This is a genomic window from Candidatus Cloacimonadota bacterium (genome assembly GCA_019429305.1).
In the GTDB taxonomy this organism is placed as follows: Bacteria; Cloacimonadota; Cloacimonadia; order Cloacimonadales; family JAJBBL01; genus JAHYIR01.
On the sequence record JAHYIR010000001.1, the window covers coordinates 266,045 to 278,027 of the forward strand.

At 38.7% G+C, this 11,983-nt stretch carries 10 protein-coding genes; 7 read left to right on the forward strand and 3 right to left on the reverse strand.

The genetic code is table 11. The features are described 5' to 3' along the window. Nucleotides 1–22: 22 nt before the first annotated feature. From K0B81_01130 to K0B81_01140, 3 genes are all read right to left on the reverse strand, one after another. Nucleotides 23–2,329, reverse strand: a complete 2,307-nt coding sequence (locus K0B81_01130) for a T9SS type A sorting domain-containing protein (GenBank protein MBW6515203.1) — start codon at nt 2,327–2,329, stop codon at nt 23–25. Nucleotides 2,330–2,390: 61 nt separating this feature from the next. After that, on the reverse strand, nt 2,391–2,792 hold the full coding sequence (locus K0B81_01135) for a hypothetical protein (GenBank protein ID MBW6515204.1): 402 nt from the start codon (nt 2,790–2,792) through the stop codon (nt 2,391–2,393). A gap of 41 nt (nt 2,793–2,833) precedes the next feature. Next, nucleotides 2,834–3,055, reverse strand: coding sequence for a hypothetical protein (locus tag K0B81_01140; protein MBW6515205.1), 222 nt, complete (start codon nt 3,053–3,055; stop codon nt 2,834–2,836). 450 nt (nt 3,056–3,505) lie between these two features. Here K0B81_01140 and rpsO point away from each other — a divergent pair, with 450 nt between their 5' ends. From rpsO to hflC, 7 genes are all read left to right on the forward strand, one after another. Then, on the forward strand, nt 3,506–3,775 hold the full coding sequence (rpsO, locus tag K0B81_01145; protein ID MBW6515206.1) for a 30S ribosomal protein S15: 270 nt from the start codon (nt 3,506–3,508) through the stop codon (nt 3,773–3,775). Nucleotides 3,776–3,911: 136 nt separating this feature from the next. Continuing rightward, entirely contained in the window at nt 3,912–6,194 is a 2,283-nt protein-coding gene (gene pnp / locus K0B81_01150) for a polyribonucleotide nucleotidyltransferase (protein ID MBW6515207.1), read from the forward strand. A gap of 124 nt (nt 6,195–6,318) precedes the next feature. Further along, nucleotides 6,319–7,725: an adenosylhomocysteinase gene (ahcY, locus tag K0B81_01155; GenBank protein MBW6515208.1), complete on the forward strand. Its 1,407-nt coding sequence runs from the start codon at nt 6,319–6,321 to the stop codon at nt 7,723–7,725. A gap of 318 nt (nt 7,726–8,043) precedes the next feature. Next, nucleotides 8,044–9,342: a nucleotide sugar dehydrogenase gene (locus tag K0B81_01160; GenBank protein ID MBW6515209.1), complete on the forward strand. Its 1,299-nt coding sequence runs from the start codon at nt 8,044–8,046 to the stop codon at nt 9,340–9,342. 47 nt (nt 9,343–9,389) lie between these two features. Then, nucleotides 9,390–9,965: a hypothetical protein gene (locus tag K0B81_01165; protein MBW6515210.1), complete on the forward strand. Its 576-nt coding sequence runs from the start codon at nt 9,390–9,392 to the stop codon at nt 9,963–9,965. A gap of 64 nt (nt 9,966–10,029) precedes the next feature. Continuing rightward, complete coding sequence (gene hflK, locus K0B81_01170; protein MBW6515211.1) at nt 10,030–11,004, forward strand: FtsH protease activity modulator HflK; 975 nt, start codon at nt 10,030–10,032, stop codon at nt 11,002–11,004. Further along, nucleotides 11,004–11,933 (forward strand): protease modulator HflC, encoded by a 930-nt coding sequence (gene hflC, locus K0B81_01175; GenBank protein MBW6515212.1) that lies wholly within the window; start codon nt 11,004–11,006, stop codon nt 11,931–11,933. Before hflK ends, hflC begins: the two co-directional genes overlap by 1 nt. The last annotated feature ends 50 nt before the right edge of the window (nt 11,934–11,983 follow it).

Below are 11,983 nucleotides of genomic sequence, written 5' to 3' on the forward strand. Positions count from 1 at the left end.
TATAGAATGAATAAGAAAGAACCTATTTTATGAGAGCGATTTTTCTAACTTCCCGATAGCCGCAATCTGTAATCATTTGATAGAAATAGATACCTGAAGGCATCTGCCTGTTCCTGTCATCGAGACCATTCCAGATTACTTGATGTTCACCGGCATCTCTTTGTTCATCAACAAGTGTTTTAACACGCTGCCCTTTGATATTGTAGATTTCTAATAATACTTCCCCCTCTCTCTCTAAGATGAATTTTATAGTAGTTTCGGGATTGAACGGATTGGGATAGTTTTGAGCCAGGGAAGTTTTTAATGGGATTTGAATGACATTTTCATCTGTTGATGAAGTAAACTCAAGGTTATATCGCCTAATATAGCTACTTGCAGCGTCTGCATCAGAAACATATAGTTTCGATAATTCAGGTATAAAATCGATATAATAGGCATATGTTGTATCAAATTGATAACTACCCAGATAGTGCATACCTGAATAATCGAAGGAATAAAAATCCCTCGATGTAAAAAGAAAATTAGCCATATAGAAGATATTCAAGTTGGTAAATTGATGGATAAATACCGGAGGAAAACTCAAGAATTCTATTTCCTCTATAAAATCCGGGAAGGAATGATGATACAGACCAACACTAACTGACATATCATGCCCAGTAGGTTGTTTATAGAGAACCAATAGATCTTCATGAAACATCAAGGAGTTATTATAATTGCCATAAAGGGAGATGTTGAACTCATGTAACAAATGATATGGAGCTTGATAGTCGAAAATTAGAATTCTGTTAGTAGTGAAACAATAAACATAGAGATAATCAGGAGGACCGACGTCTTTATGATTAAGAATTTTTGAAATGCTGCTGTTAGGTATGTATATTGTAGCTTCATCGATAAGTTCATATTCATCATTAATCGAAAGAACCCAGTATGATTCTTCCATATCTTTCCTTACCAACAAATAAGGATCTTTCCAATAAATCCATGGTATTGTTGGATGGATGTTTTCCAGAGAGTAATCCGAAATGTATTCTATACTATCATCATCATAACGATAAATCCTCAGGTTATAATTCTCCTCTGTTGATTCGATGTTCATTAGAACATTAAAAAACAGAGAATCATTTGCAGCATAGAATCTGTGGTGAAAAAGATCGTCACTGAGTTGGATTATTTCTGATTCCTCATTGATATCAAAATAGTACAGATCTCCATTAACGGTGAATAAAAAGTATTTATCCAGAAGAAATCTAGTGCCTATATGTTTATTCTTTAAAATGTCGTTTACAGTTATTGTATCGGGAAAATGATTCAAGTCTATTTTAGCTATTCCTTTCTTCTGACGTCCGAAATAGAGGTAGTTGTTATTTACTATTAGTGGCTTTTTTATACATTGAAGACTATCATCATCTATATATGTATTCAGCAGAACAGGAGAATAAGGGTTGTTGAGATCAAATACATAGAGCATGGAACTATCATTCATTATAATCAAATAGTCTTCGTAGATAAGAGCATTGTTAAAAGCATTGTGAGAAGGAAGATGCGGAAAATCTTCTATGATCGACAATATTACCGGATTGTCATGATCAGATATATCAACTAAAATAACTCTGGTGTTTTTCAGGATGATCAAGAGATCATCAACAAACTCATATCTGTTCAATTCGGTATCATTTGAGTATATACGACTCAATTCTACCGGATTGTTAACATCGCTGATATCTTGGATGGATACATAAGTAGAATCCGGATAGTTTATCATTTGCATAAAAAGCAGATCGTTGTTTACCGCGAAATAACCACCGGTTAGTAGATTATTGGTGATCGGTTCAAAGGTTTCTCGATCAATTACATGTGTATGAATTGAACCTGTCATATTATAGAAGATGTAATCGTCATTTAACTGTAGATTGAATATACAATGCCACGGATCGATGATTTCAAGAGAATTAGTTTCTATAATACTGTCGCCGGTTATCTCTAATGCTCTGATTATGCTTTTTAACGTAGAGCTAAGATCTTCAACATTTACCAGCACCTGATATATCGTATTTCCATAAGCAACGAGAGGAGTTACGGAGTAATTATAGTTATATATTTCGTAAGAAAGCAATTCCAATTCACCGTTATCATGTATCGAATATTCTTCAAATGCGTACTTACTGTCGATAAAGAGCCGATCATCTATTATTACGATAGATGATTCGTAATAAGAATTAACTCTGTATATATCACTGTGATACTCGATGGTGCTGATATCTGGTATGTCGTAAGTTAGCAAAGTTACCGCCAGATATAGCAGATAGATTACTAATAGTGTTTTTTTCATTATCTTCCTCCAATGAAATATTGCGGGTATCTTAAGATACCCGCAATATTTAACTATGTAATCAATAAGCTTGAACCCACCAGATGTCTATCCATGCGGCTCCGTCAAAATCAGCATAATAATCAGTACCTCTGAATTTTACTATTACCTCGCAATAGTCATCAATAGTGAAAGGATCTGGAATTGTGGTAAAATTATAATAGTATCCTCCAGTATATTGGCTGTAAACATTAAACTGATAAATCTGGGGAGCTCCTGATCCTGGAATAGGATTCAAAACAAATCCCAAATTTTGACCGGGAGGGGCAGGCTGCCAAATATTGAGGAAATGATTATAAAGCCATATTTCTCCTTGTACATGATTTGTTTTGGATCCCTGTTGTTCTTCAAAAGTTATGATGTCCGAGTTTAATAAAACACTAAACATGAGTAGTGTTAATGTAAGTAAAAGTACGCGTTTCATAACAGACCTCCTATTTATTTGATTTCCTCGATTGTTAGGTCTTACTCTCGAGTTGTAGTAAGACCGGTCTGCCGAATGAATTTGTTTTTGGGGTTTGGAAAAAACCTGTGCAATAGCAGTGGGAGAGTATCGGACTCAGAAGAGATGATATGATCATTTGAAACCAATACATATCTATAGGAGTGCAGACATCTTCTGACTATATCTATCAACAATAGTATAGATAGATAGATATCTTTCTTATTGGTTCTTTTGACTTCCATACGATATCCCCACACTGCAGTTCTTTGATATTACTTTCACATCCAACTAACCTTTATATAAAGTAGAGAGGTCTATTTGTCAATAAAAAATTATAGCGGATAAATATCTTTTCAATAATAGCATTGAAGCGGTATTTTTTTATAATGTAAAACTACGATGAGTTTCTTATAATCATTATTTATTGATTTTGCTCGATGTTATTCCAAGATAAATTTATTGCCAACCTATTGTGAGCACACGAGTCGGCTAAGGCCGACTCGTAGGGTCCCTAATGGAAAGATTAAGGAAATCCTAATCCCAATCCAATCATTTAATATGGTATTTAGTTAGTTTTATTGATTCTATAAGAATCTGAGTTATTTTCAAATTGAGAGAAGATACTGAAAAAAACACTTTACAAAATACTGGTAGTAAAAAAGATAAGCCGATATAGAAAAGAAGGAGGAAAAATGTCTTTAACTAGCGAAGCCAAAGAGGCTATCATGGCAGAGTTTAAACTCCATGATTCAGATACCGGATCACCGGAAGTACAGGTTGCTCTATTAACCCAACGGATAAAGCAGATAACCGAGCACCTGAAAATATATAAAAAAGATTTTCATACGCGCAGGAGTCTGTTGATTTTAATCGGACAGCGTAAGAGACTTTTAAATTATTTAGCCAAGAAAGATATCGAAAGGTATCGAACCCTGATAAAGAGATTGGGCTTAAGAAGATAAAGGGAAGCAAACTTCCCTTTTTTTATGTTTTAAAATTACATACGGGCAACAATAAATGACAATCCTCAAGCGATGTTATTAATACTATATATGTTGCTCTGAAGAAGAAGAAGATAGGAGAAAGAAGAAGAGAATTATGGAAGAACAGAAAATAATCAAGAAATCCACTATGTTAGCGGGTAGAGAATTAACCATCGAGACCGGGAAAATGGCGCGACAAGCGAACGGTTCGATATTTATGACGTATGGCGATACATCGTTATTAGTTACTGCCACAATGGCACCAACGGCAACTGAGGGAATCGATTTCTTTCCCTTAACAGTTGATTATGTAGAAAAGATGTTCGCTGCCGGTAAGATACCGGGTGGGTTCTTTAAGAGAGAGGCGAAACCATCGACTCAGGCAACCCTGTTATCCCGTTTAATTGATAGATCAATTCGACCACTGTTTCCGGAAGGTTTTCGTAATCCGGTGCATGTCGTCTTGACTACTTTATCATACGATGAGATGAATGATCCGGGTGTTTTAGGTATCTTAGGGGCATCTTTAGCATTGGGAATTTCCGATATCCCCTTTAGCGGACCTTTAGCCGGTGTCGGTGTTGGTTTGGTTGATGATCAGTTTGTTATCAATCCCTCAATGGATCAATTAAAAGAGAGCAAACTCGATCTGAGTGTTGCCGGAACAGGCACATCTGTTGTCATGATAGAAGCTGGTGCCTCGGAAATATCAGAAGAAAAAATGATGGAAGCGATTTATTATGGTCATGATGCGATCAAAGAATTGGTCGAATTCCAGAAAGAGTTTATTGCCGAATGTGGAAAATCCAAAATGGAAGTAACATTGAAAGTGATCCCCCAAGAATTGACTGATGAATTGAATAGTGAATTCGGGCAGGCGATAAATGAAGCAACAAAGATCGCCGGTAAACAGGAACGCAACGATCGGTTCGACGAATTACGCAATACCATGATCGAGAAGTATGTGGCAAAATACGATGAAAAGGAATTTGCCGAGAAAGAGCCACAGCTGAAAGAGGCATTAGAAAGTCTGATCTATAAATACTTCCGAGATGCGGTTCTAAATGAAAGCAGACGTGTTGATGGTCGTAGAGTAGATGAAATCAGAGATATTCGTTGTGAGATCGATGTCCTACCGCGAGTACACGGTTCTGCTCTATTTACAAGAGGTGAAACACAATCTATCGGAACAGTGACTCTGGGAACGGCTACTGACGAACAGATCATAGACGGTTTGGAAGAAGAGTATAAAAAGCCCTACTTCCTGCATTATAACTTTCCACCCTTCAGTGTTGGCGAAGCCGGTTTCTTAAGACCTCCGGGCAGAAGAGAACTGGGTCATGGTGCCTTGGCAGAAAGAGCTCTCAGCGCTGTTATGCCGACCCGCGAGGAGTTTCCTTATACTATTAGAATGGTTTCCGATATCTTGGAATCCAACGGTTCATCTTCGATGGCAACTGTATGTAGCGGTTGTCTGGCTTTGATGGCTGCCGGTGTTCCTGTTAAAAAGATCGTTGCCGGTATCGCTAATGGTTTGGTGATGGAAGGCGACAAATCGATCGTCTTGACCGATATTATCGGAATGGAAGATCATCTCGGTGATATGGACTTTAAAGTAACCGGTACAGTAGATGGGATCACAGCTATGCAAATGGACATCAAGATCGAAGGCATTACGAAAGAGGTTATGGCAGAAGCTCTGGAGCAAGCGAGAAAATCGCGACTGCACATCATCGAGATCATGAGAAACACTATTTCGGAATCGCGTAAAGAACTCTCTAAATATGCACCTCGTATTGAATCATTCAAGGTCGATGTTGATAAGATCGGAACAATTATCGGTCCCGGTGGTAAGACAATCAAAGCGATCATCGAAGAGACCAAAGTCGCAATTGACATTTCCGACGATGGTACAGTCAATATCAGTTCTGCAGACGGTTTTGCTATTGAGAAAGCTAAGCAAAAGATCAAGGAATTGACCGATGAGCCGGAGATGGGTGAGATCTATGAAGGTGTAGTTAGCAGAGTGGAACCTTTTGGAGCTTTTGTGAAGTTCATGGGTGGTTTCAAAGAGGGTCTGGTTCATGTTTCTCAACTACATTATTCGCGTGTGGAAAGTGCTCACGATTTTGTTAAGATCGGTGACGTAGTAAGAGTAAAATATACTGGCTCCGATAGAGGCAAGGTCCAGCTTACTATGAAAGGGGTTCCGGGTAATGAAGCTTACGGAACAAACCTTCCTCCAGCTGATGAAAGCAGATCACGTAGTTATGATCAAAACCGCTCGGGAGATAGACCTCGTTATGATCGAGATAGAAGAGACAGAAGCAGTTCATCAGGAAATCGACACAGAAGTGATAGACGCGATAACTACAGGAAAGATCGCGGAGATAGATAACATATTGATTTATGGGGGCAATTCATTCGATTGCCCCTTTTTTTCGCGAAAGATTTATTGACCTATTGATACCGATAGGTTTTTGTTTGCTTAAAATCAATCTCAATTAATAAAGGTTAGTATCATGGATTATAAGATCAAAGATATTCAATTAGCTAAATTTGGTAGGCAGGAGATACTGTTAGCCGAAGCAGAAATGCCCGGGTTGATAGCTCTTCGTGATAAATACCGAGCTACTAAACCACTTGCTGGTGCCAGAATCAGCGGAAGTTTACACATGACGATCCAGACAGCAGTTTTGATCGAAACTCTCAGGCAGTTAGGAGCTGAAGTACGCTGGGCAAGCTGTAACATTTATTCTACACAGGATCATGCAGCTGCAGCTATGGCAGAGTGTGGAGTTCCCGTCTTTGCCTGGAAGGGGGAGAATCTAGAAGAATATTGGTGGTGCACTCTTCAGGCACTCATTTTTCCCGATGGGGGCGGACCTGATCTCATTGTTGATGATGGGGGAGATGCCACTTTAGCAGTACATTTAGGATATGAACTGGAAGAAGAGCTTCATAAAACCGGAAAAATTCCTGCTCTTGAAATCAATGATAAAGAACGAACGATCCTTACTAAACTCTTGATCGAAGGTCTGGAGAAAGATCCTGATCGCTGGCATAATGTCGTTGCAAAAATGAAGGGTGTCAGTGAAGAGACTACAACAGGGGTTAATCGACTGTATCAGATGTTCAAAGAGAAAAAGCTTTTATTTCCAGCTATCAATGTCAATGACTCAGTGACAAAATCGAAATTTGATAATCTCTATGGTTGCCGAGAGTCGTTAGCAGATGGAATCAAGCGGGGAACCGATATCATGGTTGCCGGTAAGGTTGTTGTTATCTGTGGTTACGGAGATGTTGGCAAGGGTTGTGCTCAATCTATGCGAGGATTTGGTGCCCGAGTTATCATTACGGAAATCGATCCGATCTGTGCTCTGCAAGCTGCAATGGAAGGATATGAAGTTAGAGTATTGGATGATGTCGTCTCCGAAGCAGATATTGTGGTTACAGCAACCGGAAATTGTGATGTGGTAACTGTCGAACATGTTTTGAAGATGAAAAATAACACAATTCTCTGTAATATCGGACATTTTGATAATGAGATACAGGTGGATGAACTATATAATCTGGCTGGTGTGCGTAAAGAGAATATTAAACCTCAAGTAGATTTGATACATTTACCGAATGGGAGAGCGATCATCCTCTTGTCGGAAGGCAGATTGGTTAATCTCGGTAATGCTACCGGACACCCTTCCTTCGTGATGAGTAATTCCTTTACCAATCAAGTACTGGCTCAAATTGACCTTTGGCAGCATGATCATCAGATAGGTGTCTATACGCTGCCTAAGTTTTTAGATGAGGAAGTAGCCCGGCTTCATTTAGAGAAGATAGGGGTGAATTTAACTAAACTAACGCCAAAACAGGCAAAGTATATTGGTGTACCTGAGAATGGACCGTATAAACCCGATCATTACAGGTATTGATGAGTAATGAGATAAATTGTATTGTCGACCCTTTGTTGGCTTCACCAACCCTGTCCTGAGCTTGACGAAGGATCGGAAGCAGCCACGGAGAAGCGTTCCCTCGGTTCGATACAATCCGCAAAAGAGCGGATCACTCAGGGTGACAATAGTTGGTAGGACATAGTTGATAATACATACTAATGTCATCCTGAGTGTTCTACCGTATTCTGCTTGCTATTCTTAACGGTAGAATGTATCGAAGGATAAATTTTCAAACACTTAGTATGATATTCTATAAGATAGAAAATGAAATTGATTTGATAAAAGGAGAAATATTTAATGGCATTGTTAGAAAAGATTCAGAGTAAAGAGGCAAAAGTAGCAGTTGTAGGTTTAGGTTACGTTGGTCTGCCGATGGCAGTAACTGTAGCACGTAACGGTTATAATGTATTAGGTTTTGATATCCTGCAAAAGAGGGCAGATCAGATCAAAAGGGGAGAGAACTACATTGGTGATGTTGATTCGGAAGAATTAAAAGAGCTGGTAGAAAAAGGATTGATCTCAGCTACCACAGACTATTCACTAATAAAAGATATGGATGTTATCATGGTTGCAGTACCAACACCTCTCGATAAATACAAACAACCGGATTCATCTTACGTTATATCCTCAACAAAATCTATTGCAGAACATATTAAGAAAGACACACTTCTCGTTTTAGAAAGTACAACCTATCCCGGGACAACAAGAGAAATTGTTGCTCCTGAGATCGAGAAACGGGGTTTTGTAGTGGGAAGAGATATCTTTGTTGCCTTTTCACCGGAAAGGGTCGATCCGGGGAATAAAGATTATAAAACCGATAATACACCAAAAGTAGTTGGTGGGATGACAGAAGAATGTAATCGGATTTCTGGGGTTTTCTATAAAACCATATTAACAGCACCGGTATTTCTTGTCTCTTCACCGGAAGTTGCCGAGATGGAGAAAATCTATGAGAACACGTTTAGAAATATCAACATCGCTCTGGCAAACGAGATGACTATTTTATGCGAGAAGATGGGAATAGATATCTGGGAAGTTATTGAAGCTGCGAGCACTAAACCGTATGGGTTTATGCCATTCTATCCTGGTCCGGGGATCGGGGGTCATTGTATTCCGTTAGATCCTTTCTACCTGACTTGGAAAGCGAGAGAGTTCAATTATCATACGAGATTGATCGAGCTGGCAGGAGAGATTAACAATTCCATGCCCGATTTTGTTGTTGGTAAAGCTGCCTCTATTCTCAATAAAAGGGGTATCGCTCTTTCAAAGGCGAAGATATTACTCATCGGAGCTGCCTATAAAAAAGATATCGATGATATAAGAGAATCTCCGGTTCAGATGGTGATCCATCTCTTTGAGAAGCAAGGCTGTTACCCAGATTATAATGATCCCTTTATTCCTAGTTTTGTTAATGAGATTAATCATAAGCATTATCAGTCTGTTGATCTCGATAAAATTGGTGAATATGATCTAGTTGTTATTACAACAAATCATGCAATCTATGATTATAATGACATTGTCAACAGAGCAAAACTGATCCTCGATACAAGATTAGCAACTAACGGGATGAAATTGGAGAAGATCATCCGGCTCTGATTGCTAAGGGCTGAGGGCTAAGAGCATAGAGGTGAGAGTTTAGAGCTATGGGGATATTTGGATTGGCTGAAATAGAGAACGGTTTTCTTGAGTTATTTGGAGAGCTTGCTCCCTCAACTGATATGGATCATTGGTTTGTTATTTATACTAAGCCGCGCCGAGAAAAAAAATTAGCCGAATACGCCTATAAAAACAATATCGCTTACTATCTCCCTTTGATTGAGAGTGTTAAGTATTACGAGAGGAAAAAGGTTGTCTACACCAAACCGATGTTTACCAGTTATTTATTCGTCAGAGCTACTTTTGAAGAGAAAAAGCAATTGACTGTTTCCGGGCATACGGTCTCGTTTATCTTAGTCAAGGATGAAGATATTTTTTTGGAAGAGTTGAGATATATTCAACAGGTAAGAACGAAAAAGGTTGACATAGCAACTCATCAGTATTTAGAAAAAGGAACATGGGTGAGATTCAAAGAAGGTCCTCTGAAGGGGGTCACTGGTTTGGTGGCAGATGTAAAGAATATCAAGAAAGTTGTTCTACAAGTCAATATTCTTCGTAGAGCTATATCAGTTACAGCAGAGAGCAACATATTAGAGGTTCTTGCTGATTGCGAGGGAGAATAGTGGGATTTCTTAAGTAGTTAATCAATTTTTACTGTGTTCAAACATTGAACAAGGAGTGTCAAATATGACTGTTATCGAGTTTGATAAAAAAGTTAAAGGATTTTTAGGGAATCAGAAGAAGTTGATCGTTTGGATCATAATCCTGATCGGTATTTTGATCATTCTCAGCACTGGTCTCTATACGGTCAATCCAGAAGAGGTAGGGGTTATCCAGAGGTTTGGAAAGTATATTCAAACAACAGATCCGGGATTACGATTTAAGATACCATTTGGGATTGATAAACTGACCAAAGTAAGAGTGCGTTATGTTTTTAAAGAGGAGTTCGGTTTCCGGACTTTGGAAGTAGGGGCGCGAACCCGTTACTCGCAGCAGGATTTTTCTGATGAATCTCTAATGTTAACGGGAGATCTAAACATAGCAGATGTGGAATGGATCATCCAGTATCAGATAAAAGATCCGATAAAATACCTCTTTAATGTTCGCGATGTTACTGGTACTTTGCGTAATCTTACAGAATCTTCCATGCGTCAGGTAGTAGGTGATCATAGTGTAGATGAAGTTATCGTTCTGAGTCGTCAAGAGGTAGCATATCAAACAAGAATGATTTTACAACAGCATCTCGATGATTATGAAACGGGGCTGGAAATTCGGACAGTAAATTTGCAGAATGTGACACCACCACTACCGGTTCAGCCGGCGTTTAATGAAGTCAATGCGGCTCTACAGGAGGAAGAGAGAATAGTTAATGAAGCCCGACAGAGATATAATCAGGTTATTCCGGAAGCGAGAGGAAAAGCAAGACAGGTTATCGAGCAGGCAGAGGGTTATGCTGTCAATAGAGTCAATAGAGCAACCGGAGATGCCAATCGTTTTATCGATGTTTGGCGAGAATACAATCGAGCTCAGACAGTAACCCAGAAGAGACTGTATTTGGAAACAATGGAAGAGATCCTGCAGAAAGCTAATAAGATCTATATAGTAGATGAAGATCAATCAGGACTGCTGCCATTGTTGAACTTGGAAAGAGGAGGTAATTAATGAAAGCGACAACTCTTATTATACTGGGAATAATCCTTCTGATAGTTATTGTAAATGCATTATATATTGTTGATGAGACACAGCAGGCAATTATAACACAATTTGGTGAGCCGATAGGTGAAGCTAAACAAGAAGCTGGTCTTTACATTAAGACACCCTTTATCCAAAAAGTACACTATTTTGAAAAGAGAATACTCCAATGGGATGGTGAGCAGAATCAGATTCCGACTCAAGATAAGAAATTTATCTGGGTTGATACTTTTGCTCGCTGGCGTATTATTGATCCTTTACTGTTTTATCAATCCGTTCGTTCGGAAATATTTGCTCAAAGTCGGTTAGATGACATAATCGATGGTGTGACCCGTGATATCATTACTCTCAATCCTTTGATTGAGATAGTGAGGGATACTGATCGAGAGATGTCATTTGCCATCGATTTTGATGCCGATTATTATGAAGAAATTCAAGCTGATATTATGGTTGGTAGAAGAACCATTGCCGACTCTATCTATGCAATAGCCCATCCATTAATAGATCAGTTCGGAATAGAGTTGATTGATGTTCAGATAAAGCGGGTAAATTACATTGAAGATGTTCGCAAGCAGGTCTATGAAAGAATGAGTTCCGAAAGAAAGAAGATAGCTGACCGTTATCGTTCCAGTGGACAGGGTAGGGCGGCTGAAATTATCGGACGCATGGAAAGAGAGCTGCAACAAATAGAATCGGAAGCATATCGTACATCACAAGAAATCAGCGGTCGAGCAGATGCTGAGGCTACAACGATATATGCAGGAGCTTATAATCGAGATCCACAATTCTTTGAATTTTTGAGAACAATGGATGCGTATAAAAAGACCATGAATGAAAAAAATACTCTGATTATGACGACTGACAGCGATTTCTATAAATTCATGAAGAAGGGGAATTGATGTAAGTTTAAGTAGTATCTAAGAAGTTATAAGTTAGATATAAATAAAGT

Bases quoted from the DNA above. Each gene is read 5' to 3' on its own strand.
- K0B81_01130 (MBW6515203.1), bottom strand. From the start codon at position 2,329: ATGAAAAAAACACTATTAGTAATCTATCTGCTATATCTGGCGGTAACT.
- K0B81_01135 (MBW6515204.1), bottom strand. From the start codon at position 2,792: ATGAAACGCGTACTTTTACTTACATTAACACTACTCATGTTTAGTGTT.
- K0B81_01140 (MBW6515205.1), bottom strand. From the start codon at position 3,055: ATGGAAGTCAAAAGAACCAATAAGAAAGATATCTATCTATCTATACTA.
- rpsO (MBW6515206.1), top strand. From the start codon at position 3,506: ATGTCTTTAACTAGCGAAGCCAAAGAGGCTATCATGGCAGAGTTTAAA.
- pnp (MBW6515207.1), top strand. From the start codon at position 3,912: ATGGAAGAACAGAAAATAATCAAGAAATCCACTATGTTAGCGGGTAGA.
- ahcY (MBW6515208.1), top strand. From the start codon at position 6,319: ATGGATTATAAGATCAAAGATATTCAATTAGCTAAATTTGGTAGGCAG.
- K0B81_01160 (MBW6515209.1), top strand. From the start codon at position 8,044: ATGGCATTGTTAGAAAAGATTCAGAGTAAAGAGGCAAAAGTAGCAGTT.
- K0B81_01165 (MBW6515210.1), top strand. From the start codon at position 9,390: ATGGGGATATTTGGATTGGCTGAAATAGAGAACGGTTTTCTTGAGTTA.
- hflK (MBW6515211.1), top strand. From the start codon at position 10,030: ATGACTGTTATCGAGTTTGATAAAAAAGTTAAAGGATTTTTAGGGAAT.
- hflC (MBW6515212.1), top strand. From the start codon at position 11,004: ATGAAAGCGACAACTCTTATTATACTGGGAATAATCCTTCTGATAGTT.